At 36.5% G+C, this 25,548-nt stretch carries 23 protein-coding genes; 21 read left to right on the top strand and 2 right to left on the bottom strand.

The genetic code is table 11. From position 1 onward, the window contains the following. Positions 1-3: 3 nt before the first annotated feature. The 10 genes from DWX68_RS07860 (at position 4) to DWX68_RS07815 (ending at position 14,846) form a co-directional block, all read left to right on the top strand. The gene (locus DWX68_RS07860; RefSeq protein WP_118093151.1) at positions 4-1,023 is read left to right on the top strand and encodes a restriction endonuclease PLD domain-containing protein; all 1,020 of its coding nucleotides are present in this window, start codon (positions 4-6) and stop codon (positions 1,021-1,023) included. 24 nt (positions 1,024-1,047) lie between these two features. Further along, complete coding sequence (locus DWX68_RS07855) at positions 1,048-3,045, top strand: AAA family ATPase (protein WP_118628995.1); 1,998 nt, start codon at positions 1,048-1,050, stop codon at positions 3,043-3,045. A gap of 17 nt (positions 3,046-3,062) precedes the next feature. Beyond that, positions 3,063-5,039 (top strand): LlaJI family restriction endonuclease, encoded by a 1,977-nt coding sequence (locus tag DWX68_RS07850; RefSeq protein ID WP_118628993.1) that lies wholly within the window; start codon positions 3,063-3,065, stop codon positions 5,037-5,039. Between the two features lie 89 nt (positions 5,040-5,128). After that, positions 5,129-5,566, top strand: a complete 438-nt coding sequence (locus tag DWX68_RS07845; RefSeq protein ID WP_118628991.1) for a very short patch repair endonuclease — start codon at positions 5,129-5,131, stop codon at positions 5,564-5,566. Positions 5,567-5,681: 115 nt separating this feature from the next. Continuing rightward, on the top strand, positions 5,682-7,319 hold the full coding sequence (locus DWX68_RS07840; protein WP_118628989.1) for an AAA family ATPase: 1,638 nt from the start codon (positions 5,682-5,684) through the stop codon (positions 7,317-7,319). Continuing rightward, a complete protein-coding gene (locus DWX68_RS07835; protein WP_118628987.1) occupies positions 7,313-8,419 on the top strand; it encodes a UvrD-helicase domain-containing protein in 1,107 nt (368 codons plus the stop codon). Before DWX68_RS07840 ends, DWX68_RS07835 begins: the two co-directional genes overlap by 7 nt. 145 nt (positions 8,420-8,564) lie before the next feature. Beyond that, on the top strand, positions 8,565-9,815 hold the full coding sequence (locus DWX68_RS07830; RefSeq protein WP_118628985.1) for an FRG domain-containing protein: 1,251 nt from the start codon (positions 8,565-8,567) through the stop codon (positions 9,813-9,815). 41 nt (positions 9,816-9,856) lie between these two features. Further along, the gene (locus tag DWX68_RS07825) at positions 9,857-12,937 is read left to right on the top strand and encodes an ATP-binding protein (RefSeq protein ID WP_118628983.1); all 3,081 of its coding nucleotides are present in this window, start codon (positions 9,857-9,859) and stop codon (positions 12,935-12,937) included. A gap of 5 nt (positions 12,938-12,942) precedes the next feature. Next, entirely contained in the window at positions 12,943-13,938 is a 996-nt protein-coding gene (locus DWX68_RS07820) for an RNA-binding domain-containing protein (RefSeq protein ID WP_118628981.1), read from the top strand. 221 nt (positions 13,939-14,159) lie between these two features. Continuing rightward, a complete protein-coding gene (locus DWX68_RS07815) occupies positions 14,160-14,846 on the top strand; it encodes a hypothetical protein (protein WP_118628979.1) in 687 nt (228 codons plus the stop codon). A gap of 119 nt (positions 14,847-14,965) precedes the next feature. Here DWX68_RS07815 and DWX68_RS07810 read toward each other — a convergent pair whose 3' ends face one another. Both DWX68_RS07810 and DWX68_RS07805 read right to left on the bottom strand, forming a co-directional pair. Then, a complete protein-coding gene (locus tag DWX68_RS07810) occupies positions 14,966-15,880 on the bottom strand; it encodes an IS3 family transposase (RefSeq protein WP_118628977.1) in 915 nt (304 codons plus the stop codon). Further along, positions 15,877-16,161 (bottom strand): transposase, encoded by a 285-nt coding sequence (locus DWX68_RS07805; protein ID WP_005612369.1) that lies wholly within the window; start codon positions 16,159-16,161, stop codon positions 15,877-15,879. Before DWX68_RS07805 ends, DWX68_RS07810 begins: the two co-directional genes overlap by 4 nt. Positions 16,162-16,420: 259 nt before the next feature. On the opposite strand from DWX68_RS07805, the gene DWX68_RS07800 reads away from it, so the two are divergent. From DWX68_RS07800 to iadA, 11 genes are all read left to right on the top strand, one after another. Beyond that, positions 16,421-16,756, top strand: a complete 336-nt coding sequence (locus DWX68_RS07800; protein WP_147354946.1) for a helix-turn-helix domain-containing protein — start codon at positions 16,421-16,423, stop codon at positions 16,754-16,756. Positions 16,757-16,822: 66 nt separating this feature from the next. Continuing rightward, positions 16,823-17,251, top strand: coding sequence for a hypothetical protein (locus tag DWX68_RS07795; RefSeq protein WP_118628972.1), 429 nt, complete (start codon positions 16,823-16,825; stop codon positions 17,249-17,251). A gap of 2 nt (positions 17,252-17,253) precedes the next feature. Beyond that, complete coding sequence (locus DWX68_RS07790; RefSeq protein ID WP_118628970.1) at positions 17,254-18,291, top strand: serine/threonine-protein kinase; 1,038 nt, start codon at positions 17,254-17,256, stop codon at positions 18,289-18,291. A gap of 690 nt (positions 18,292-18,981) precedes the next feature. Beyond that, a complete protein-coding gene (gene tnpB, locus DWX68_RS07785; RefSeq protein ID WP_147354976.1) occupies positions 18,982-19,308 on the top strand; it encodes an IS66 family insertion sequence element accessory protein TnpB in 327 nt (108 codons plus the stop codon). Between the two features lie 295 nt (positions 19,309-19,603). Beyond that, complete coding sequence (locus tag DWX68_RS07780) at positions 19,604-20,008, top strand: hypothetical protein (RefSeq protein WP_118628968.1); 405 nt, start codon at positions 19,604-19,606, stop codon at positions 20,006-20,008. After that, on the top strand, positions 19,983-21,017 hold the full coding sequence (locus DWX68_RS07775) for an alcohol dehydrogenase (RefSeq protein ID WP_118628966.1): 1,035 nt from the start codon (positions 19,983-19,985) through the stop codon (positions 21,015-21,017). Before DWX68_RS07780 ends, DWX68_RS07775 begins: the two co-directional genes overlap by 26 nt. Positions 21,018-21,042: 25 nt before the next feature. After that, entirely contained in the window at positions 21,043-22,017 is a 975-nt protein-coding gene (locus DWX68_RS07770; protein ID WP_118628964.1) for a Gfo/Idh/MocA family oxidoreductase, read from the top strand. 2 nt (positions 22,018-22,019) lie between these two features. Then, positions 22,020-22,283, top strand: coding sequence for an acylphosphatase (locus DWX68_RS07765; protein WP_182432158.1), 264 nt, complete (start codon positions 22,020-22,022; stop codon positions 22,281-22,283). Between the two features lie 25 nt (positions 22,284-22,308). After that, a complete protein-coding gene (locus DWX68_RS15035) occupies positions 22,309-22,431 on the top strand; it encodes a hypothetical protein (protein ID WP_267895299.1) in 123 nt (40 codons plus the stop codon). Positions 22,432-22,598: 167 nt separating this feature from the next. Continuing rightward, a complete protein-coding gene (gene yfcC / locus DWX68_RS07760) occupies positions 22,599-24,119 on the top strand; it encodes a putative basic amino acid antiporter YfcC (protein WP_118468203.1) in 1,521 nt (506 codons plus the stop codon). An 86-nt stretch (positions 24,120-24,205) separates the two neighbouring features. After that, positions 24,206-25,354 (top strand): beta-aspartyl-peptidase, encoded by a 1,149-nt coding sequence (gene iadA / locus DWX68_RS07755; protein ID WP_118628962.1) that lies wholly within the window; start codon positions 24,206-24,208, stop codon positions 25,352-25,354. Positions 25,355-25,548: the final 194 nt, after the last annotated feature.

Below are 25,548 nucleotides of genomic sequence, written 5' to 3'. Positions count from 1 at the left end.
GGTATGTATACTGATAATTTTGAAGAAGAAATATTATTTACACCAGCCAGAAAAGATGGTGAAGCATGTAATCATTTGAAAATTGTTACAGCATTTACCGATGTTGAGAGAATATCAAGTCACTTGATAAAACTATTTGATGGCAGGAATAAAGAATATGTGTCTGGAATAAAGGTGGACATTATACTTGGAATGACAAAAGGTACGGGTCTGACACAAAAGAAACATGACAAGATATGTTCATTGATAAAAAGATTGAATAGTGTATCTGGAATGCCTCAGATATCATGCAATTATATTGTGGAAGGTAAACAGGTACATTCGAAGGTGTATGTATGGTGCAGGGGGCGAAAGGCAATAGAAGCTTTTAATGGTTCAGCTAATTATACCATGAATGCATTTTTTGCAAGAAGAGAATGCATGGATGTATGTAATCCTAAAGAGGCAAACCATTATTTCAACAGTCTATTACCTGATACGATAAATTGCTTTGATGGGCAGATAAAAGATAAGGTTTCATTTTCTAGCAAGAAAAATGTGGAAGATGATGTTGCGGATACTAATTTGGAAAATTTATCTTGGGAGAATTATCAGACTATTGAGCCGGTAGATACATTAGAAGTTTCTTTACTGAAAGCTGATGGCAGCGATACTGGATATGGTTCTGGCGTAAATTGGGGAATACGTAAAAATGGCTATAAGAGAAATAGAAACCAGGCGTATATTCCATATAATGTGGCAGATCATAAAGATGGATTTTTCCCAGATGTAAATGCCGATGGAACGTATCCAGTGTTTAAGGTTGTAACAAAGGAATATGATGCTTTTTATATGAGACAGGCACAAGCAAAGGGAAAGGCATTAGAAACTCCAGAAAGTAATGCGATAATAGGAGAATGGATAAGGCATAAACTTGGAGTGCCGGATGGTACATATATTACAAAACAGATGTTAGAACAATATGGTAAAACAAAAGTTTTGTTTAAAAGGTATGAAGATGGTATATATACTTTGGAATACTAATTCTGGCATTAAGGAGTAAACAATATGGAGCAGAAGGTCAATATTGATATTTTAAATGATTCACAAAAACAGGCGTTAGTCTGCATGTATTATGCTATGCTTCCCAAAACAGATGTAAGGTATAAGCAGCGGATGCATGATTGGGAAGTGTTAGAAAAGAGATTCGGAATAAAAAAATCAACATATAGGTATGCAAAGGATACTTTTGATTCTTATTTTACTGGTAATGGAAGAAAAGGCTGGGGAGAGAGTAGAGATTTAAAAAGACGAGGTATAGCATATCAGGAAGTATTTGATTTATATAAGGATTATTCTGCAGATCAATTGGAAAAAGCTGTAGCGGAGATTATTCATAGATATGAGTATGAGGAACCAACATTTGTATCTATGAAATGTGGTTTCACAAAAACAGTACATAACATTCTAAATGGTAATAAATATATAACAGTGGATGGGGTTTATACGCTGAAAGAGGAATTGAATATAGGAAAAACTGTATTTGTTACATTAGGAGGGGATACAGGAAAAGCAGAAGTGGATTGGGTACCAGGGTTTATAGGAGTAGCACATGTTATTAAAGAGCCATATGATTTTGGATATAATGGTAAAGAAAAGTACTTTAAGTTTGATATAGAAGTTGACTGCGTTTTTGATAAGCCATTTAAAAGAGAAGATTTTTTAAGTTATAGAGACGCATACGATGCTCCATATATAGGACCAGAGTTATCAAGAGATCCGTCACAGGCATTAAGTACTTTGGATATGATAAAGGCTGTTGCTGTTATACGTGCAGTACTTGATGAATTCCCAGAAATGCTTGAAAAATTTAAAGGAATTTTTGACAGAGAGTTTATGGACAGGGTGCTTGGAGCAGTTACTGTAATGATACCAACATCTGTAAAATTTGGAGAAAGCAAAGAGGATGCAGTAAATTCTATTCAGGAAGAAATGAGCATAGAGAATGAAGGCTCTGAGGAGGAAGAAATGGAATCTAAGCCATATATTGAACCTGATTATTATACAGGGTGTTCACGCAAAAATAAGGATACGGGGACTGTATATGCACACAATAGAATTGTATTTGGAGCACCAGGAACAGGAAAAAGTTTCAAGCTGAATGATGAGCAGAAGGATCTCATTTCAGAAGGTGGAGAGTACGAAAGAGTTACATTCCATCCAGATTATTCATATGCTAATTTTGTTGGAACATATAAGCCAGTACCTACAAAAAATGTAATATCATATGAGTATGTTCCTGGACCATTTATGCGGACATATGTAAAGGCAATAGAAAATGGACAGTCGGAGAATAAGGAAGATGTAAAACCATTTCTGCTTCTTATAGAGGAAATTAATAGAGCAAATGTTGCCGCTGTATTTGGAGAGGTATTTCAGCTTTTAGATCGCGACGATAGAAATGCAAGCCAATATCCAGTTAAACCTTCTGAAGATATAAAGGCATATTTGGCAAAAGAACTTGGTGGAAGGCCAGAGCAGTATGATGAAATAAAGATACCAGATAATATGTATATCTGGTCAACTATGAATAGTGCTGATCAGGGCGTATTTCCAATGGATACAGCATTTAAAAGAAGATGGAACTTTGAATATATAGGTATTAACCATAAGGAAGAAAAGATTAAAGATACATATTTAGTGTGTGATAAAACACAGGTGCCATACAGAGTTGACTGGAATGAGCTTAGGAAGGCTATAAATACAACACTTGCTTCTAGAGATTATAAGATAAATGAAGACAAGCTTATGGGACCATTTTTTGTATCTAAAAGCATTTTAGAGAATGAAGATGCGTTTAGAGAAACTTTTAAGAGTAAAATTATTATGTACTTATTTGAAGATGCAGCAAAGCAGAGAAGGCATATGTTGTTTGGAGGCTGTGATGAGGATATAAGAAACCAATATTCAACGATTTGCGAGGAATTTGATAAAAGAGGCATAGATATTTTCTGTAAAGAAATCCGAGACAAAATCAAGAAAGAATATTTGAGTGAATTAGAATGAGAAGGGAATATTACTGGATGATTTCTAAATATGTCAAAGAGCAGAAGCGGTATACTCAAGATGAACTTAGAAAAATATTTGAATGCACTGCTGATGAAACAGTGCAGATTATAAGAAAGTTAAAAGAGTATGGAATTGTTAAAAATGTAAAAAAAAGTGATAGGCAAAGTATGCTCTCTGACTTAGTTGAGGAAGATATCAGAGTAACAGATATCGAAAGTGGGGAGCGGGAATTATATTATGTGTTTTCATTTGTTGGAGTAATTGTTGTATATGGACGGGTATTAAAGTGTTATCCTAAATATATTAATTCTTGTGGTAGTCCAATAGCACAGATGAAGCAGATTATGCGTGTTTTGGAAAAATATAATTCAAAAGAGCAGGTAATAAAACTGTATAATGAAAGTGATGATGGAGGATCGTTTAACTTATTGGCAGTAATGCTGTATTTGTTGCAGGATTATTATGATAATGGAATATATGCTAATGACGTTGAGATTGTTGAGACTAATGGCACAGGAGAAATACTGTGGGACAGAACAATCAATGAAACATTTTCATATATATCAAATAACAGGCCATATTATACTGAATTACAGACAAAAAAGCGAACTTCAGATGAATATGATTTTATCAGACGCTTACATGCATGTATATTGACTAAATTTTCAAAGGAACTTGAAGAATCTGATCTGCCGGAGTTGTTTAATATTGTGACAGTAGAGCTGTCGGAAGAACAACTGGAAGATTTGGGCGATGAAGATTATATTTTATATAGGATACAAAATGAACTTAATGTGCAGTATAACACAAGAAAACAACTGGTGTTGAAGGCAATGTATGCGTATATTGCACAAAAAGCAAGCTTTAATAACATTGATAGTTTTAGCATATATGGTACCAACAGCTTTAACTTAGTATGGGAAAAAGTATGTGCACAGAATTTTGGAAATGTTTTAAATGTAAAATTATCAGAGCTGCCACTTGGAGTTTGTGATGATTATAAAGAAAGTAAAGATAGTACTTTAATAGAAATAATTGATAGACCAGTATGGCATAAGACTTCAGATAATATTAGTGATGAAAAGTCAGATACACTAAGACCAGATTTGATTAGTATTTATGAGTGTGGTGAAAGTGGAGAATATTGTTTTGGCATATATGATGCAAAGTATTATAACATTAATTTTCATAAGCATGCGTCAGAATACAAAGTTATAGGACAGCCTGGAGTGGCAGATGTTACAAAGCAGTATTTATATCAGCTTGCGTACGATGATTTTATAGCAAAGCAAGGATACAAATATGTGCAGAATATGTTTTTTTGTCCTGATGAATCTGGGGATAAAGAATATGGATGGGTGCAGATGGATATGCTTCATCAAATTGGAGATAAAAAACTAGAGAATGTAGCAGTTGTAAAGCTTTGTGCATCAGAAATGTATTCTTTATATTTAGCAGATCATATAGTTAGTGAAAATGAGATGGACAAATATATTCCAGTAATTGGACAACATGAAGTAGATAATCAAAACTTTGCAAATAGGATGATGGCATATCTTACGAGAATCACAACTGCCAGTAAATTGGCTGAAAAGAAACTTGAAATGAAATCGGATAGAGGCAGGCTTATATATCCAAAACAGATAAAAAGAGAATTAGGTGCAAAAATTATATATGATGCTATATGCCCCGTTGCAAGTAATGCTTTTTATGGATTTAATCCATATGAAAAAGAAGGCCATGAAAGTATGGTGGCAGAGGATATGGGCGATTCTTATAATCGTTGCAGCCAGATTGCGGATGCTTCTATTGAGATAGAGAAAATTATAAAGGATTTGTCAGAAGCAGAACTTAAAGACGAAAAAGTGCTTAAAGTGGTATTAAAAAAGTGTATTGAAAGTAAATCAGATATTAAATCTATGGCAGATGGAAAATCGCTTGATATGTTAACGGATAAAATAATGGAGCTTGTTAAAGATGTGTATTTATAGCGAGCAGTTATAAGTATAAATGCTAGACAAGAAGCAAAGGAGAAAAGAACTGGAAAAGTTGATGAAAAACAGATTGTTGAGGTGATTTTGTGGCAGATGATTTAACAAAAGAACAGCGGCATAAAAACATGAAAAATATTCATGGGAAGGATACCAAAATAGAAGTTATATTAAGAAAGGCTTTATGGAACAAAGGGTATCGGTATCGCAAGAATTATAAAATACTTCCGGGAAGTCCAGATATCGTGCTGACAAAGTATAAGATAGCTATTTTTTGTGATGGAGAATTCTTTCATGGAAAAGATTGGGATACTTTAAAACAGAGACTTGAAAAGAGTAACAATAGTGAGTACTGGATTAGCAAGATATCCCGTAACAAAGAGCGGGATGATGAGATAAATAAGAAATTGAACTTTGAGGGCTGGACTGTAATCCGGTTCTGGGGTGAAGATATAAAGAAACATACGGATGAGTGTGTGAAGGTTGTGGAAGAGACAATCTTTGATAGTATAGAATTTGAAGAGTAGAAGAAAAATATAGATGGAGTGGATTTATATGTAAGCATGACAAAATGGGTAATCATGATGGGAAAAGATATCGCTTTTGGCAGAATTACATATGAGCAATATGAGGAGGCATAGAATGTTTATTAGAAAAGTCAAAATTCATAATTTTAAATGCTATAGAGATTTTGAAATTACTCTTGAAGAAGGTTTAAATATTGTTGTAGGAGATAATGAAGCGGGAAAGTCTACAATACTAGAAGCTATAAATTTGGCACTAACCGGAATTATTAGCGGAAAGAGTATTTGGAATGAAATTTCACAGTATATTTTTAATAAAGAGGCAGTAGATGAGTATATTGTTTCGTTAGGAACAGCACCTATAGCACTTCCATACATAACAATAGAAATCTTTTTTGGAGGGGATGAAAATCCTTTGATGAATGGGGATGCAAATTCAGATAGAGATAACAGTGCGGAAGGATTTTGTTTCAAAATTGCATTTAATGACAAATATGGAGATGAATATGAGGCATTAGTGCAACAGGGAGATGTGAAAAGCTTGCCGATTGAATATTATGATATTACTTGGACAACCTTTGCCAGAGATGTAATCACAACACGTAGTATACCTTATAAATCAAGTTTGATTGATTCGTCTGAATATAGATATCAAAGTGGAAATGATTTGTATTTGTCGAGAATTATAAAGGGGTCATTGGAACCGGAAGATATAACATCTATTGCACAGGCACATAGAAAAATGAGGGATACATTTATTAATGACCCATCAATAGAAGCCATTAACAACAAAATAAATCAGGATGCTAGTTTGACAGACAAAAAAATTGCATTATCTGTGGAACTAGTTACAAAGAATGCATGGGAAAATAGTCTTGTTACACAATTGGATGAAATACCGTTTCATTATATGGGAAAGGGAGAGCAGTGTGTTGTTAAGACGGAACTGGCATTAGCAAAACGTACTTCGCAAAATGCAAGTATCATTTTGTTAGAAGAACCAGAAAATCATTTATCACATACAAGATTGAATCAATTGATTAAATGTATTTCGGAACAATATGCAGAAAAACAGATACTTATTTCAACACATAGTAGTTTTGTTGCAAATAAGTTAGGGTTGGGGAAAGTGATGCTGCTTGATAACTTAAGGATAACAAAATTTTCTGAACTATCGGAAGATACATATAATTTCTTTAAGAAGGTGGCTGGGTATGATACGTTGCGAATGATTTTATGTAAGAAAGCTATTTTGTGTGAAGGAGATTCGGACGAGCTGGTGATTCAAAAAGCATATATGCAACTTAATGATGGGCGGTTGCCGATAGAGGATGGTATAGAAGTGATTTCCGTAGGTGTATCATTTTTACGTTTCCTTGAGATTGCAGATTGTATTCAGACAAAAATCGCGGTTGTTACAGATAACGATGGGGATTTGGCAGCTATCAACAAAAAGTATGAAAATTATATAGGTGCAAATCAGAAAGAATATATAAAGATATGTGTTGATGATGTTGTGGACACAGGGACACTTAAGATTGGCAAGAGTGATTATAATTACAACACTTTAGAACCGAAACTTTTGAAAGCTAATGGTTTAGATAAGTTAAATCGTATTTTTGGTACTGCTTATACGGATGAGGACGATTTGAGGAAATTTATGAAGCATAACAAAACGGAATGCGGATTGAAAATCTTCGAATCTTCTGAACAGATAGAAATACCGGAATATATTTTGGAGGCTATCAAATGGTAAATAGATTGATAATTGCGGCAGCAGGATCTGGTAAAACTACATATTTGGTTAGACAGGCGATGCAACAATCGGACAGTGTGTTAATAACAACATACACTATTGCTAATGAACTGGAAATCCGTAAAAAATTTGTAGAACTTAATGGTTGTGTTCCGCATAATGTTACCATACAAACATGGTACTCATTTCTTTTACAGCATGGGGTTCGACCATTTCAGGGAGTGGTCTTAGATGATAAGATTAATGGTATGATATTAGTTAATGAAAAGTCTGGAAAAAAATATAATGGTAAATATGGTCCGGTATATTATGCAGAAGAGGACTATAGAAATTTTTATTTCACGGATGGAATGAAAATGTATTCTGATAAGATTGCAAAATTTGTATGTCGTTGTGAAAAGGAGACTAAAGGAAGGGTTTCGCAAAGAATTAGCAGGATTTATCCTAAGATATATATAGATGAAATTCAAGATTTGGCGGGATATGATTTAGACATCATAAAAAGTATGTTGCAAGCGGATTGTGATGTGACAATGGTAGGAGATCCCAGACAGGTAACATATCATACGCATAATGAAGCAAAGTATAAGAAGTATGCAGATGGTAAGATAGAAGAATTTATTAGAAGTGAGTGTAAAAAGATAGATTGCATTATTGATAAAGAGACTTTGAATGATTCTTACAGAAATAACCAAAGTATATGTTCATATTCATCGCTGTTGTATGAAGAATATGGCGAAACTGGAACAAAGCAATTTGAGGTTACTGGACATGACGGAGTTTTTTTAGTAAGACCAGATGATATTGATGCATATTTAGAAAAATTTAAACCAATGCAACTAAGGGAGAAGAGAACAGTAAAAGTGAATGACGCATATGCAGTAATAAATATGGGTGAGGCTAAAGGATTGACATATGATAGAGTCCTAATTTATCCAACCGGTACAATGAGGAACTGGATGATTGACCATTCAAAAAAATTACAACCGAAAACAAGGTCTCAATTTTATGTTGCAATAACAAGAGCAAGTTATAGTGTGGGAATTGTTTTTGATTATGATGAAAAAACAAATATTGAAGGCGTGGAAAATTATCTGTAATTTGACAAGAGTGTTGTATATTAAGTGAATTATAACAGCAATAAACTGTGACATATACGAAGGAGGAGCATAAAATGTTTTTTTTATTTATAGCGAAATAGGCGAACTAGAACATAATGTCATTGTAAAAAGCGCTTTTGAAAAGATGATGTTCGAAAAATTGCAGTCGGAAGGATATTGTGATATTAATCCACTAATAGGGAGACCGAGAACCTCTAAATCTGAAATAGAAAATAATTTAAAGAAATTAGATTCTCCATTGGTTAAAGTTTTTGCAGGAAAGTATGCTACAAATACTGAGGAACTCGAAAAAATAATGCTACCAGTACTTAAAGAACTGGAAGAAAAACTATCAAAAAATAAAAGTTCTTTTGATGAATACAACTACTTTGCCATTATTTATTTTATCTTTCAAATGTACAAATCTGTTGATAAGAAGCTTGATTGTGTAAAAGAGTTATACACAACTTGGAATGAGCGTGAGCATGAGTATGATATTAGGATGTCAAACGGAATAGTTTTTGATGCGGCTAAGGTTGAGGTAAATTTTATATCTTCAATTAATCAGTACGTAGATTTTTTGGGACAAATTAGAAAAAAAGAGGAGAAACTGTTTTTTCGAGGACACAGTAAAGTTTCTTATGATTTGAAACCGTCTTTATTTCGAAAAGAAGAATGGTTATCAAATGAAAAGAAAATGTATTTAGAATTAATGGCGAAATGTCCTTATGAATTCGAACGATTAGAATCACATATAGAAAAATTGACAGAAATGCAACACTACGGTTTGCCAACAAGATTGTTAGATGTCACTCAGAATCCATTGGTTGCACTCTATTTTGCATGTGAATCCCAGCATTCGTATTATGGCGAAATAATAATTTTTTCACAGAGTTTGGATTCTGTAAAATATTTTCAAAGTGATACTGTTGCAATGCTAGCATCCCTTCCTTTGTTTACTAAAGATGAGCAAATGCAATTTTACCATTCAAGTTTTGTCAAGTCTTCAAATGTGAATGATTTTAATGATAAAGTTGAACGCCTTGTTCATGAGGTGAGAATGGAACGTCCTGGTTTTAAATCGGAAATAAGAGCAGAGGATATAAGAGATGTTGTTGTTTGCATTCCTGCAAGGAAGAATAGAAGAATTGATAATCAAGAAGGTGCATTTATTGTTTGCGGACTGCTTGAGGAAACATATGGTGGTAAAAAGTATAATACATTATCAAATTTGCGATTAAAGTTGGATAATAAAAAGATTACAATTTGCATTATTGATAAAAAAGCTGAGTTACTAAATGAGTTGGAAAGTTTGGGGATAAATAAAGCAAAGATTTATCCGGAAATAGATGATGTTGCTGATTATATAAAAACACATGTTAATATACCGACATAATTATTAAAGAAATTTGATAAGAAGAATGGGGGAAGGTACGGATGAATAAGCAACAATTTGATATGGATATACAAGCAGCAGACAATAATTCTTTGAGAATTGGTGCTGCAAACAGAATTGTTCAGCTCTTGCAGAAACTTCGCTACAGTAATAATGAGAATAGTGCGAAAAGATGGATATGGGAGTTATGCCAGAATGCCAAAGATGTCTGTAATTCTACAGGAAAAGTAAAAATAAGCATTAATTATGATGAAATGCAGAGAAAAGTGTTTTTTCGACACAATGGTAAGGCTTTTTCAATGGATAATATATTATCGCTTATCAATCAGGCTTCTTCTAAGGATCGTAATGATGGTAGAGAGAGAAAAAGTGGAAAGTTTGGAACGGGATTTATTACTACACATCTGTTATCAGAAGTAGTTAATATTTCCGGACTTCTAGAAATTGGTGACGAATATTCTAAGTTTACTATTTCTTTAGACCGAACAGGAAAGGAAAAAAATGAAATTATAGCAGCTATGGAGAAGGCTGTTGGTGATTTGGGAAGTTGTACACCTGTTGATTTCTTAGATTTTGATGAGGACGAATATAATACTGTATTCGAGTATGAGCTAGACGAGTACGGGATGAAGACGGCACGAGATGGATTGGAGAGTTTGAGAGTATCAGCAGCATATGTTCTTGCTATGCTTCCTGATATTGAGGAAATTACTGTTGAAAATACTGGAGAGAAGTTTCGGTATAAGGGAGAAGTGAAATGTGGATTAGAAAATGCAACTGTATCTGAAATTGAAGTGGAGCAGCAAGGTCATTGTTGTAATAAATATGTATTAGGAATGACAGAGGACAATGTTTCTATTTATATAGCATTGGAGCATATGGATGATAATATGAAGATTCTTCCATTTTCTGAGAATCAATCCAAATTGTTTTGTGATTTCCCTTTGATTGGAACAGAGGATTTCCCTTTTCCAGTTTTAATTAGTTCTCCAGATTTTAATCCCACAGAACCAAGAGATGGGGTGTTTTTGACATGTAAAAATATGACGAGAATTGATGAAGAAATAGAAGCTAATCGTAATATTGTAGAGAAGGCGTGTGGTTTGTATAAGCAACTGTTGAAATATGCAGTAGAGAAAAAATGGGACGGAATTTATAATATCACCAAAGTGACTTCTTATAGTAAGAAAGAATGGTATGACGAAGAATGGTTGGAAGAAATAATTACAAAATGTAAAGATGTAATACTGCATATCCCGATTGTTCACACAGCATGTGGAGATATGAAAGCATTGTTAGATGATTGGGATGATCAACAGTTGTTTATTATTTCCGATAGAAATACAGAAACACGTGAAAAAATATGGGAACTATTAAGTCATATGATTCCGGATATGATTCCTCAGAAAGAAGATTTGCATGAATGGTATCATTCCTTATGGTCAGGATGCAACAGTTATACATTTGAAACATTATCGGAACAAGTGGGTAATTTCGAAAATGTAGATACATTAGTGACCAAATTGGATCATATTGATTGGAGGGATTGGTTAGATGAATACTATGTTCTTATTGATGAAAATGAAAAATGGCAGACATATGTAAAAAATAATCAGCTAAGTATTCTGCCAAATCAGAGAGGAGACTTCTGTAGTGTAGCTAGTCTATGTTTTGACGTTGATGTTCTGGAAGAATACAAAGATATTCTAATGGATTTAGGAAAAGACATAAAAGCAAAGTTATTACATTTGGATTTTGAGCGTAGTGAATGGTTTCATTGTGCAGAGATCAATAATGGTCAAATGTTAGAACTGATTGAAAAACAGTTAGAACAGGCGGAAAAAGAAGAAAAAGAACGTGTTTATCAAAAAATAACATTTATGTATAACGATTCTTTCGACGGTTTGGATTCGCAGAAAAAGATATGCAATTATGCGAGTAGTGTATTGGAATTAGAGTTGGAGATGCATGAGGTTAAAGCAATTTCTGAAAAACTGTTGCATGAAGCTTTAAAATACACGATAACTATGGTTGCAGATAGCATAAGCGAATACAGTACTGTGGTTGGACTGGCTGAACATTTGGATACTTCTAAGGAAGAAGCTGCTATGTATTTGACAAATTTTATAGAATTTGTAGTTGAGCAGGGATGGGATAATCTTATTAATAAGGTCACAAAACCAATACTTCCAAATCAGAATGGTAATTTTACAATTAAGGAAAAAATCTTTCTTGATAATGAAATGGATGAAACATTAAAGGAGATAGCCTGTATTGCCGGATATGATATTAGAGAAGAATTGTTGATGAAAGAGATATATTTGGAACTTCCAGAGAATCGTCAGAAAACAAATAAGGATATAGCCGGCTATATTACCGAATTTGTGCAAGATAATAGAAATACAAAGGAACCGGAAATACGTAATGCTTTCCATAAACTTTTGCTTTGGGTAAAGGATCATCAAAGTGAGGCGGAAAATATTTTACCAATTCTTTATGCAAATAAACACTATTTGTATGATGACGACGACATTGCCAATAATATTAGGCAGGCAGAAACATTTACAAATATAATGAGTAAGTATGACATTGATTCCCCTGAACAGTTGGAAGCAATTATCATGCAAGGCACTAAGGGTGCTGTGGTCGATACGGCTTTGTCAAAGGAAGCTGTCACGGAGGAAGTTCTGTTGCAATATGGAATCGATTCGCAAGAAGCATTAGATATGGCGTTTTCCAATTCAGAGTTTGCAAGCCAATTTATTAGGGAATCTAGGCATGAAATAAGCACATATGAGTATGTAAAGAAAATTCTGGAGAGAGCTCAGAAAAATGTTCTTTCATTTCTGGATGAGCAGGAGGAATATGACCTTTCGGATATACAGAAGATTGCGGACACAATATTTGTTGTAAAAAAGAATGGAAAGCAGATATATGTGTTGGCAAGACCATCCGATGGTGGAGAAGTCAGAATTTATTACCGAACAGAAATGGATATTTTAGACTATTCTATGGACTGGGAACTATGGGTGGAAGATGGAAAAAAGGAACCACAAAAGATTACTTTCGGTAAAATCATTAAATTAACTGGTCTTAACAGAATACCGTTGAAAGGAATGTGAAAAATATGGGTGTTAATGAGGATAGAGTGTCCTATATAGTCGAAAATAATGTACTGGATAATGTGATTTGCAGAGCTTTGGAGCTTCGCCCGACAGAACTTGCAAAATATATTTGTGGTCTGACCAATAATACTGGAGGATACATTTTTCTTGGAGTTGAAAAACAAAATGGATGCATGAAGACGGTAGGGTGTCAAAAAACTTTTATTGTGGATGGTGTAATAGAAATGGTAAAAGCTCAGCTAGATAATGAAATATCCATGAATTATGGCTTTGTATCGGTAGGTGGTGTTGATATATTTGCTATTGAAGTTGCGGAAAGTGACAAAAAGATTTGGCTGGAAGGAAAGTACTTTGTATATGAAAACAATGATGTTGAGGAAATGGTTGTGAATCAGAATGATGAACCTATAACATTATTTATCTCTTATACGGAGTGTGATGCACCAATTGTGGATATCATTGAAAATAAGATAAAGGAAAGACTAAAAGACAGGATTAGGATATCCAGATATACAGAGTTGCAGTACAAAGACAGTTTTATGGCATTTATGAACACGATACAGGATCATGACTTTGTATTGACTGTTGTTAGTGATACATATTTGAGACGTCAGGCATGTATGTATGAAGTTGGAGAGATTATTAAGGACCATCATTATAAAGACAGGCTATTATTTGTTGTGCTGAGTGAAAAAGAACGAAAATACTATGGTGAGGATGCACCAGAAAAGATAGGACCAGCTATTTATAAAGGACCAGAAGAACGATTGGAATATGTAGATTATTGGAAGAGACGCTATGATAATTTAGAAAAGAGAATGAGAGAAATCAATGATCTTGAGGCGGTTAGTAAAGCTTCCGTGGATTTAAAAATAATAGGGCAGATATTCCGTAAAGATATGAGTGAGTTTTTGGACTTTCTGTCTGATGAAAATGGTAAGAGTTTCGAGAAGTTATATGTAAACAATTTTGATGAAGTTATAGCGTGGCTAAAATAAAAATATGGGAGGATTTCTGCATATTACAAAGAATACAGATATCGCAGTCAGAGTTAGTTTTATATTAGTGTTTGCGATGAATTAGAATTAGTTCCAGATGGTAAAGTCGTTTTTCATATGTTTTTTGGGGAAACAGGGTGGGTGTGTTAAAGATTACTTAGTCTGAAGAAGTTTGGACAAGAAGTTAAAATAACCAGAAAGGATGAAGATTTATTTTATTAATGAGAGATTATTTGGAAGCGGTATTAGACAAGAACCTAGGCCATGGTTTGCGAAAATATATTGAGGAAGAATTATTTACACAGATTCACATTTTGCATCCATTGTATGCTGTACATGGTAAAATCGAGCAGGATTCAATGAAGCAATTAAAAAGAGATGGAACTAAAATAATAGTTACCCTAGATAGGAATATTATTTCATTGCTTAATACAGCAGTAAAAAAGGGAACATTTGATGGCGCAAATAAGAAGAAAATCACGGGCTTTTTAATGTGGACAATAAGAAACGATTTTGAAGTTAATCCATATGATTCTGTTCGTGAAGGTGTTTATAGGAATGGGAATATTTCTTGCAATAAGGAGATTGAACTGTTTAATTATTTTTATGATAATGTCGCACCAGATGTTGTAATAAAATCATTTTATAACGATGGAATAATGTTTGAAGGAAAGGCATTTGAAGAAACATCATCAGAAGAATTATTAGATTTTAACAGAGATAATGCTGGTTTCAATTTTATATATGCAGCTATATTACATTTTGTATATGTTATAAGGACAGAGACTACGCAAGAGAAGCGGTTTTATAATTTTTTTGAGTGGTACATGGAAGAATGTATTATTTCTGAATATGTATTAGCGTATGTATTACTATATTTAGAGGAGAGTATGAAAAAATCTCTGTAAATAAGATTCTTCTATGATTAGAATGGCTAAAGGCTTATAAAATAGGCTTTTAGCCATTGCTTTATATATAACAGCGATTTCTGGGTATGTCAATAGCGGGCGGGGGGATCCGCCCCATTTTAACCTGCCAGAAGCTCAGCCTCAGTGTTCGTTCTTTCATACACTCGTTCGAATTCGTTTGGCGACATATAGTTGCAATGGCTATGAATTCGTTTCGTATTGTAGAAAGCTTCCAGATATTCAAAAATCAACTGGTATGCCTGCTTATAATCACGGATTTTAAAGCGATTGAGCCATTCACGTTTGATAACAGAATGAAAGGATTCAATGCATGCATTATCCCACGGAAAAGCTTTCTTCGAGTAGCTACGCTGCATATTTTCGGTTGCTTTTTTATATTCCTTTGCAACATATTGGCTGCCACGATCCGAATGGATAATTAATGGTTGATCGATATTTCGGCGAGCTTTGGCTTTGTTTATAGTATCAATCACGCAAGATACTTCCAGTGTTTCTGAAAGCGTCCAGGCTATGATTTTTCTGGAAAATAAATCCATAACACTGGTCAGATAGACAAATCCATCTATTGTCCAGATGTAGGTAATATCCGAACACCAGACTGCATTCGGACGATCAGGATTAAATTGCTCATCAAGGATATTTTGTAATTCAGTGCTGAAATCGGAATCTTTTGTGGTGATCGTCCATGGTTTGCTCCACTGAGAACGGATTCCCATTTGGCGCATATATATACCAACGGTTCTTTCCGAAATGACTTCACCAGTTTTTCGAAGTTCTACAGTGATTTTCGGAGCACCGTAGTTCTGCTTGGAATCATCATAAATATCCTGTATTTTTGCTTTTACAGCTTTACGACGTTTTTCTGTATCAGAAGGTACGTGGTGGAGCCATGCAAGATATCCTGAGCGAGAGACACCTAAAAATTTCAACATTCCGGAGACGGAAACCCGGCATCCAGCCTTTTTGGCAGCTTCCGTCTTCTCAGACACTTCAAGATAAATGGCTTCCGTCATTTTCCCAGAATGTTGATTGCTTTTTTTAACACATCAAGTGCATCTTGGGCATCACGTAATTCACGTCTGAGACGGGCAATTTCCTTCTGCTCATCAGATGCATAATTACCAGAACCACGAACAGGAATATCACCTGATTCCCGGAAGTCTTTCAGCCATTTTGTTAATGTGCTGTATCCGATGCCAAGATTTTCTGCACATCCACGTACTCCGAGATCTTTGTGATCCTGATAGTACTGGACTGCATCAAGTTTAAATTGTTTGTCATGTTGCTTTGCCATATGAGATCCTCCTTCAGCATGTTTCTATTGTACCATGCTTATGTGTATTTGGAATTTCTCATTTTGGCTTGTACTATTTATATTCTAGCACCAGGAATGTTTGGGACGATTGTGCAGGGGTATTTGAAGAAGGGGTATAACCGGGCTACTGCGGAGCTGATGGCTAGGGAGTTTTTTAGGTATGAGGGTTGAAAAATAGTTGACAAAATATTATTTTAATATTATTTTAATATTAAAGTGATAAATATGGAGGTGCATTGTGGCTACTAATTTAATGAATGTCTTCAAAAATACAGATTTAAAAAATATAGGTAAATCAACGGCAGATGTTATGTCATTAGCATTTAAACCAAATAAAAAAACAGGTGCTAAAATTGCAAGAGCTGTATTAAGTGATGGTACAACGCTTATTAAAAGTGTAACGGCATCTGGAGTGGTTTCGGAAACCATTCATAAATTACCGGAGATTGCATCAGTGGCGCAAAGAAATGAAGTTATAAGAGATTTAGCAAAACAGAAAATAAATCAAGAAACAATTGCTGCCATGTTGGATGTATCACAATCAACGGTTTCAAATGTATTGAGGAAAAAATAATAGGTTGTAATAAGAGAGATATTAATTATAGTAAACTTTATGCTGTAATTCTAAGGAGGAAAGAAAATGCGATGTTTAGGTATTGCAATTAAGAAAAATGAAATATGTTATTCTGTTGTTGATGGCGATAAAATGGATACGGCACTAATATATGAAATCGGTAAACAGAATTATAGGTCAGAATCTCCATCGCTAATGATGGATTTTAGTAATATATTTATTGAATTAGTAACAAAATATAGACCTGATAGAGTAGCGTATAAATTGTATTTGGATACGACTATGCAGCAAATACCGTATATGCATTATTCGCTAGGAATATTAAACTTAGTATGCTTGCAACAAGGAGTTGAAGTAAGCGAAAGATCTAGTAAATGGATAACAGCAGGAAAGAAAGCTAAGATTGAACGCTTTGAAAAGTTTTTTTCTCCACAAAAATTTAAAAATGAAGAGATGGCAGCAACATTAGTGGCTTGGTATGCATTGGAGGATTAGATATGGATATACGCCTTGATTATTCTGGGAATGAACTGGGAAAATATTACTTAATTCAAAAATTAGGAAATGGTGGTTTTGGTGCTGTGTATAAGGCACATGATAGAATCTTAGGGGTGGAAAAGGCTATTAAGATTTTGGAAGTGACAGATCCTAAAGAAGCATTTAAACTTTTTAGTGAAGCAGCTATTCCTTATAAATGTAGCCATAATCACATAATTAAAATTAATGGTGGAGAGATAATAGGTTTTAATGATGAATTAGTATTTGTGGTAGATATGGAATTGGCAAATGGAGAATCGTTAGATAGTTTGCTGAAGCATACATATATATCTGTTATTGATTGCTTAAATATTATGAGAGATATTTTGTTTGCAGTAGAATATTCACATTTGCAGGGAATTATTCATCGTGATATAAAACCAGCAAATATTTTGATGGATAATGGAATACCGAAATTGTCTGATTTTGGATTATCAACGGCATTGGGAAATGTAATTGTTCCTTGGAGATGGTATCGGACACATGCAGCTCCAGAGACGTTTGTAGACAATTCCATAGCAACAATACAAACAGATATTTATGCTCTTGGTATGACAATGTATCGAATGGTAAATGGTATCTCAGATTGGAATTTGTTTTTGCAGAGAATTCCGAATGCAGAAACGTTAATGAGAAGTGGAAAACTAATCGAAAAAATACCAGTAGCTTCTTTTGTGCCCAATAAAGTTCATAAAATTGTAAAAAAGGCATGCAAAAAAAATCCAGAAGATAGGTATAGTAGTGCAATGGAGATGCGTAATGCAATAGAAAAACTTAGCCCATTATATAATTGGAGAATAATTGAAGAAGATTATTGGAGAGGAGAGGCACATGGTTTACCGGTAAAAGAAATTTATGTAGATTACAAGAAAAATTCGATTAAGGTAATTGTGACTAACAATGGTAGAAAGTCTTCTCAAGATAGTGTGGCATTTTCAGATATATTTCAGGCAAGACAATATATAATGGATTATATAAAAAATACAACACTTCAATAGTTTTTGCTTTAAAAAACAAGATTTTTGGATGGATGTGCTGGCTCCATTTTGGCTCTAAAAATATTAGACGAGGTACATAAAATTGAAAAATAAGAAGACTATGAAGAATAAAATGCACAAATATGTACTAAGAAACAGCCAGATAAATCTCTCCGCCCAAGAGTTTGAATAAACAAAAATGTTTAGTAAATCCAGCGTTTATGCGGGTTTGCAGCACTTTTAAAAGTCTTTTGATAACAATTTGATAACGGTTGCATGAGAGCCATTATTCTTGTAATCCAGTGGTTTTAGGGTTAGAGAATGATTGACAGGTGGTTGTGCAACAAATAAATCCATATTTATCTAAAAAGCCCTTAGCTGTGGGTATAAAACTCATAGCTAAGGGCTTTTGTCGTGCTTATTTATCTGGTTTGAGTTTGTCTTGGAACATTTCGATCGTAAATAGTAAACCACACATCTCTAGAACTACACCTCCAAGTTTGAGATAATGTTGGAAAAGTTGTACAATACACTTTTCCCATTTTTCACACTAGGAGGTCAATTATGAACACCAAACTTGACACAGCACAGATCCGTGTAAAAAACTGGGCTGCTATTATTCAGGAGCGCAACGAATCTGGTCTGTCTGTCAAAGATTATTGTGCACAGCATCAGCTTTCATGAGACTCTTATTATTACTGGATCCGCAAAGTGAAAGAGGCCCTGCTTGTAGAAAGCGGCTTTGTTGAAGTAACGCAGCCAAAGCAGTTCCCTGTGCAGAGGTCTGTAACAGCTGATCCAAATGAAATGTTAACGCTCAAATTCTTCTGGGGTTCCAGTAACCGGAAGATCAAAGGGCTGGTCTGGGAGGAAGACGGCTTCCTGCTTATTTATAAGCGGCTGGAGGCGGGAACTTTTCAATGGCCCCGATCGGAAGCGGAAGCCCGGAACATCACTTCGGAGCAGTATCATCTGCTCATGAGCGGATACTCCATAGATCCATCTGTCCATAAGATCGATCCAAAACATCCAGTGTGACTTTTGTACAAAACAGAGAAGTTTTCTGTTTGATTCGAAAGCCTGTATGGGGATAAAAAGTTCTGTTTTTTATCCGCTTAACATGAATTGTGGACAGTCTTCTCTGCCACATGAAAAGTAAGCCGGATCCACCTGTTTTCAGGCAGCCTGGAAGGTATTCTCTACAGAAAGAACTGCTTTTGGAGCAGGAGTTTTCCACCGTCAAAATACCGAAAAGATATCGGTCTGATTTTTGTGTTTTTTTGCTTCTTCTGTTATACTGGATCCATAAAAGCGAAGGAGACTGATCGTCCGTATGGCACTTGCGTTATCAAAAGAACAGCTGGCAAAACTGAATAAAAAAGATATCCTGCAGCTCTTGCTTGAAAGCATGGAGCAGGAAAAAGAATTACGTAGCCAGCTGGCTGTTCTTACGGATGAGTTGAAACGGACAAACCAGCAGATGCAGGTGATCCTTGAAAAATGGAACCTTGCGCAGGCAACTCGCTTTGGACGTTTTTCTGAAAAAATGACATATGATACCGGAGCCTGCCAGCAGTTGGAACTAGCCATCATGTACGCGGAATGTTTCAATGAAGCAGAAGCATGTTTTTTACGGCAAATCTTGCTAATAACCCCAGGTTTCGCCTATAATAGGATTCAGTATGAATACATAGAAAGAAGGGGGTTAAGCAATGCAGGCATATACATATATTTCTAAGGGAAAGTTTGAATTAGTGGAAAAACCAAAACCGGTGCTTATGCACGAACGGGATGCGATTGTAAAGGTAACACTGGCCAGCATCTGTTCCAGTGATCTGCATATCAAACACGGAAGTGTGCCGCGGGCGGTCCCTGGAATTACAGTCGGCCATGAGATGGTAGGAATTGTGAAAGAAGTTGGGGCAGCGGTGACCCATGTGAAGCCGGGGGACAGGGTCACTGTAAACGTAGAGACCTTCTGCGGTGAATGCTTTTTCTGTAAAAATGGATATGTAAATAACTGTACGGACGAGAATGGCGGCTGGGCCCTGGGATGCCGTATCGATGGCGGACAGGCCGAATATGTGCGGGTTCCATTTGCAGATCAGGGATTAAATAAGATTCCGGATGGAGTGACGGACCGGCAGGCACTGTTTGTGGGAGATGTGCTGGCGACCGGCTATTGGGCGGCGAGAATCTCTGAGATCACGGAGGAAGATACGATTTTGATCATCGGTGCCGGTCCGACGGGTATTTGTACCCTTCTATGCGTAATGTTAAAGAAACCGAAACGAATCATTGTCTGCGAGAAAGATGAAAACCGTATCCGCTTTATAAAGGAGCATTATCCGGATGTATACACCGTTTCACCGGAGGAATGTCTGGAATATGTTCATAAAAACAGTGATCATGGCGGAGCCGATGTAGTCCTTGAGGTGGCAGGAGCTCCCTCTACTTTCCGGTTAGCCTGGGAATGTGCAAGGCCTAATGCAATCGTCACAGTGGTAGCGCTCTATGACGAAGCCCAGACGCTGCCGCTTCCGGATATGTATGGCAAGAATCTTACCTTTAAAACCGGCGGTGTAGATGGATGCGACTGTGAGGAGACGCTTCGCCTCATTGCAGAGGGCAAGATCGATACGGAACCGCTTATTACCCATACCTATCCGCTTAGCCGGATCGAAGATGCATACGAGCTTTTTGAGAACAAGAAAGATGGAGTGATTAAGGTAGCGGTGGAGTGCTAGTTGGATAAAGAAAGGTAAGAGATACATGCAGAACATCAGATGGGCAGTTCTTGGAAGCGGAGTGATTGCAAATGAAATGGCCGTGGCCTTAAAGAAAAACGGGCGAAACATCGATGCGGTGGGTAACAGAACCCATGAGAAAGCGGTTGCATTTGCAGAAAAATATGGGATAAAAAAGGTATATGATAATTATAATGACATGTTTACAGACCCGGATAATGATGTAATCTATATCACAACTCCCCATAATACCCATATTAATTTTATGCGCAGGGCAATTAAGAATGGAAAGCATATTCTGGTCGAAAAATCTATCACCTTAAACAGCCGGGAACTGGATGAGGCAATTGCTCTGGCGGATAAAAAGGGTGTTGTCATAGGTGAGGCCATGACGATTTATCATATGCCGATTTATAAAAAGCTTAAAGAGATTCTTGAGTCAGGGAAACTTGGAAAGGTGAATCTGATCACTATGAATTTTGGAAGCTTCAAAGAATATGATATGAACAACCGCTTTTTTAATAAAAACCTGGCAGGAGGTGCCATGCTGGATATCGGGGTGTACGCGCTTTCCTTTATTCGGTGGTTTATGGATTCCAAGTCAGATCAGCTTTTATCCCAGGTAAAACCGGCACCTACAGGAGTGGATGAACAGGCAGGATTGCTGCTGATGAATCAGGAAGGCCAGATGGCATCTGTCATGTTGTCGCTGCATTCCAAGCAGCCGAAAAGAGGCATGGTATCCTGTGAAAATGGATATATAGAAATCATGGAATATCCGAGAGCCTGGGAAGCGAGAATCACCTATACAGATTCCGGAGAAACGGAAGTGATTCAGACCGGTGAGCATGCAGATGCGCTGGCCTATGAGCTGGCGGATATGGAGAAAGCCATCCGTGGGGATGCAGAATGCATGCATTTGGATTATACAAAAGATGTGATGGATATGATGACGGAAGTCAGAAAAGAATGGGGATTTCAGTATCCGGAGGAGATGTAATTATGGTACGAAAACACATCTTTTTTTCCGGCGATGTCCAGGGCGTCGGCTTCCGCTACCGCTCCTTTTATATCGCCCAGTCCCTTGGCCTGGCCGGCTGGGTGGAGAACCTGTGGGACGGAAGAGTGGAGATGGAAGTGCAGGGAAGCGAAGCTTCCATTCGGGAAATGTTAGCTCGGATTCAGCAGCAGAGATGGATCAACGTGACGGATATGGAGATCACAGAGATTCCCTGTGAAGAAGAAAGAGGATTTAAGATAAGATAGAGATAAAAATGAGGGGGATGTTACTATGTTTATCAATTTTTCCAATCATCCAAGCAAACTTTGGGCAGAGGATGAGAGAAATGCGGCTCTTCAGTATGGCACGATTGAGGATCTGGCCTTTCCGCAGGTTCCGGAAGGCGCAGTCTAATCACTGGCTAAGCCAGTGGTCATGATTTGCATTACCAGAGCCAATTCCATTTTTTGGTGTATAAAAATACAGGAAAATGACAAAAAACATGTAAATTTTTAGTTGGCTTTTTAGCATTCTATGGTAGACTAATATGGTATATCAAAAAACGGGAAGGAGACTCAAAAATGAGCAAAAAAGAAGAAAAAGGGCTAAAGTCCTTTAACAAGGGATTCCAAGTGCCTGATACTTACATTATCATCTTTTTAGTAGTTGTTATCGCAGCACTTCTGACATTTCTTGTACCAAAGGGATTTTACGAAACACAGGATATTTCATATATGATCAATGGTGTTGAGAAAACCCGTACAGTAATCAAGGACGGAAGTTTCCAGTATCTGACAGATGATGCAGGAAATGTAGTAACAGAAGGAGTAGCACTCTTTAGCGGAGATGGTGGAACAGGATTCTTCAACTATATGTATAACGGAATCGTAAATAGTTCTGCAATCGAGATTATCGCATTCCTTATGGTAGTAGGTGGTGCATTTGGTATCATGATCCGTACAGGTGCGATTGAATCTGGATTGATCGGATTGATCCGTAAGGCCAAGGGAGCAGAAAAACTACTGATTCCGATACTTTTCGTACTGTTTTCTCTTGGTGGAGCAGTTTTCGGAATGGGAGAAGAAGCGCTTCCGTTTACTATGATTCTTTGTCCGTTGTTTGTAGCAGTTGGATATGATTCAGTTATCGCAGTTCTTGTTACTTATGTTGCCACACAGATTGGTTTCGGTTCATCTTGGATGAATCCGTTCTCTGTAGGCATTGCACAGGGTATTGCAGGTATTGACGTATTCTCCGGTGCAGGATTCCGTATGGTAATGTGGGTCGTATTTACAGCACTCGGCTGTGGAATGACTATGTTCTATGCATCAAAGATTAAAAAGAATCCGACAATCTCAATCGCATATAAGACGGATTCATATTTCCGTGAGCAGAATGAAACAACAGGAATTGACGAAGGACATTCATTTGGTCTTGGACACATTTTAGTCCTTCTGACACTGGCTGTTACAGTAGTATGGGTAGTTTGGGGAGTTATGACTCAGGGATACTACATGCCGGAGATTGCAACACAGTTCTTTATTATGGGAATTGTTTCCGGTGTGTTTGGAGTTATCTTTAAACTGAATGATATGAAACTGAATGATATTGCAACATCTTTCAAAGATGGAGCAAAAGACCTGATCGGTGCTGCCCTTGTCGTTGCTATGGCACAGGGAATCATGCAGGTTCTTGGTGGTTCTGATCCGACAACACCTACAGTTATTAATACAATTATGTATAATATTTCAAATGCATTGTCTGGAGTTTCCGGAGCAGTTGCAGCCGTACTTATGTATCTGTTCCAGTCCGTATTTAACTTCTTTGTTGTATCCGGAACAGGACAGGCTGCCATCACAATGCCGATCATGGCTCCGCTGTCAGACCTGTTAGGTGTTTCGCGTCAGACAGCTGTAGTTGCATTCCAGCTTGGTGATGCATTTACAAACCTGATTGTTCCTACATCCGGATGCTTGATTGGATCTCTTGCAATTGCAAAGATTGAGTGGTCTAACTGGATTAAATTCATGTGGAAATTCCTTGGTGTCTTAATGATTGGTGCAATCATTACAGTTCTTGTTGCAGTTGGAATTGGATTCTAAAATATGTATTTTATCTCAGTCGAGAAGACTCCCACCTCTTTTGGTGGCGAGTAATAGCAAATTTGTCTCAGTGGGAGTGATTTGTGATGAAATTAATTCAGAATATTGATGTTTATGCTCCACAGCATCTGGGGAAAAAAGATGTACTTATAATCAATGATAAGATTGTTAAGATTAAAGATGCGGGTTCTATATCCGCAGACGGATTTCTTTCTGAGGCAGAAAGGATCAATGGAGAGGGGCTACTTTTAACTCCGGGATTCATTGATAGTCATGTTCATGTACTCGGAGGCGGTGGCGAAGGCGGATTCGCCAATCGTACTCCGGAAGCAACCATGGAAGGACTTACGAAGTTTGGAGTGACAACCGTTGTTGGCTGCCTTGGAACCGATGGAATCGGTCGTGATATGTGTGCACTGGTTGCAAAGACAAAAGGATTGAATGAGCAGGGAATGTCTGCATACTGTTATACCGGAAGTTATCAGATTCCGGTCCGCACGTTGACTGACAGTATTGTGAAAGATATTATGATGATTCAGGAAATCATTGGAACGGGAGAAATCGCGATCTCTGATCATCGTTCTTCACAGCCGACTTTCGAGGAATTTGCACGTGTCATTGCGGATACAAGGCTTGGTGGTGTTCTTTCCGGGAAAGCTGGCATTGTAAATGTTCATCTGGGCGATAGTCCGAGATGCTTAGATCTGATTGAACGAGTAGTCGATGAGACAGAGATACCGGCAACTCAAATACTGCCAACACATATCAATCGAAATGAGATGCTTTTTGGCAAGTCGATTGAGTATGCACTGAAAGGCGGAGCAGTAGACTTTACTGGAAATGAAGATATTGACTATTGGGAAACTATCTGTGATGAGGTACGTGTATGTAATGGTATCAAACGGATGTTAGATGCAGGAGTAAATCCTGACCGCATAACAATTTCTTCTGACGGGCAGGGAAGCCTTCCGATGTACAGTAGTGATGGCAAATTCCTTGGAATGGGAGTTGGACAGTCCAGCTGCCTTCTGAAGGAAGTAAAGGAATGTGTATTTAAAACAGAAATTCCTTTAGAAATAGCAATTTCTACAATTACATCGAATCCAGCAGATATTCTTTGTCTTAAGGGAAAAGGTAAGGTTGAAGAGGGCTATGATGCGGATCTTTGTATTCTCGACCAGGAACTTCAGCTTGTTGGAGTGATTGCAAAAGGGAATACAGTTTATAAAAAATAAAGGATATCAGATGTGAGAAGCATCAGTCACTTAGTTGGCTGGTGCTTTTTTGCGTGCTTATACAGTTGATAAAATGATAACCTTGCATAAAAAGAGATGCTGTCTGCTGGTAGAATTAAAAAGAAAAAAAGTTGTTGACATACACCACAAATATAATAACAATTCTAAATGTTTGAATTATAATTATTCTATAT

It is taken from the genome of Clostridium sp. AF20-7, assembly GCF_003479275.1.
In the GTDB taxonomy this organism is placed as follows: Bacteria; Bacillota; Clostridia; order Lachnospirales; family Lachnospiraceae; genus Otoolea; species Otoolea fessa.
Note: the sequence above shows the minus strand (reverse complement) of the source record. Positions and strands in the feature narration are given on the sequence as shown.

What these genes read in the sequence shown, in the direction of transcription:
- DWX68_RS07860 (WP_118093151.1), top strand. Translation starts at nt 4, where the DNA reads ATGTATACTGATAATTTTGAAGAAGAAATATTATTTACACCAGCCAGA.
- DWX68_RS07855 (WP_118628995.1), top strand. Translation starts at nt 1,048, where the DNA reads ATGGAGCAGAAGGTCAATATTGATATTTTAAATGATTCACAAAAACAG.
- DWX68_RS07850 (WP_118628993.1), top strand. Translation starts at nt 3,063, where the DNA reads ATGATTTCTAAATATGTCAAAGAGCAGAAGCGGTATACTCAAGATGAA.
- DWX68_RS07840 (WP_118628989.1), top strand. Translation starts at nt 5,682, where the DNA reads ATGTTTATTAGAAAAGTCAAAATTCATAATTTTAAATGCTATAGAGAT.
- DWX68_RS07835 (WP_118628987.1), top strand. Translation starts at nt 7,313, where the DNA reads ATGGTAAATAGATTGATAATTGCGGCAGCAGGATCTGGTAAAACTACA.
- DWX68_RS07830 (WP_118628985.1), top strand. Translation starts at nt 8,565, where the DNA reads ATGATGTTCGAAAAATTGCAGTCGGAAGGATATTGTGATATTAATCCA.
- DWX68_RS07825 (WP_118628983.1), top strand. Translation starts at nt 9,857, where the DNA reads ATGAATAAGCAACAATTTGATATGGATATACAAGCAGCAGACAATAAT.
- DWX68_RS07820 (WP_118628981.1), top strand. Translation starts at nt 12,943, where the DNA reads ATGGGTGTTAATGAGGATAGAGTGTCCTATATAGTCGAAAATAATGTA.
- DWX68_RS07815 (WP_118628979.1), top strand. Translation starts at nt 14,160, where the DNA reads ATGAGAGATTATTTGGAAGCGGTATTAGACAAGAACCTAGGCCATGGT.
- DWX68_RS07810 (WP_118628977.1), bottom strand. Translation starts at nt 15,880, where the DNA reads ATGACGGAAGCCATTTATCTTGAAGTGTCTGAGAAGACGGAAGCTGCC.
- DWX68_RS07805 (WP_005612369.1), bottom strand. Translation starts at nt 16,161, where the DNA reads ATGGCAAAGCAACATGACAAACAATTTAAACTTGATGCAGTCCAGTAC.
- DWX68_RS07795 (WP_118628972.1), top strand. Translation starts at nt 16,823, where the DNA reads ATGCGATGTTTAGGTATTGCAATTAAGAAAAATGAAATATGTTATTCT.
- DWX68_RS07790 (WP_118628970.1), top strand. Translation starts at nt 17,254, where the DNA reads ATGGATATACGCCTTGATTATTCTGGGAATGAACTGGGAAAATATTAC.
- DWX68_RS07780 (WP_118628968.1), top strand. Translation starts at nt 19,604, where the DNA reads ATGGCACTTGCGTTATCAAAAGAACAGCTGGCAAAACTGAATAAAAAA.
- DWX68_RS07775 (WP_118628966.1), top strand. Translation starts at nt 19,983, where the DNA reads ATGCAGGCATATACATATATTTCTAAGGGAAAGTTTGAATTAGTGGAA.
- DWX68_RS07770 (WP_118628964.1), top strand. Translation starts at nt 21,043, where the DNA reads ATGCAGAACATCAGATGGGCAGTTCTTGGAAGCGGAGTGATTGCAAAT.
- DWX68_RS07765 (WP_182432158.1), top strand. Translation starts at nt 22,020, where the DNA reads ATGGTACGAAAACACATCTTTTTTTCCGGCGATGTCCAGGGCGTCGGC.
- DWX68_RS15035 (WP_267895299.1), top strand. Translation starts at nt 22,309, where the DNA reads ATGTTTATCAATTTTTCCAATCATCCAAGCAAACTTTGGGCAGAGGAT.
- yfcC (WP_118468203.1), top strand. Translation starts at nt 22,599, where the DNA reads ATGAGCAAAAAAGAAGAAAAAGGGCTAAAGTCCTTTAACAAGGGATTC.
- iadA (WP_118628962.1), top strand. Translation starts at nt 24,206, where the DNA reads ATGAAATTAATTCAGAATATTGATGTTTATGCTCCACAGCATCTGGGG.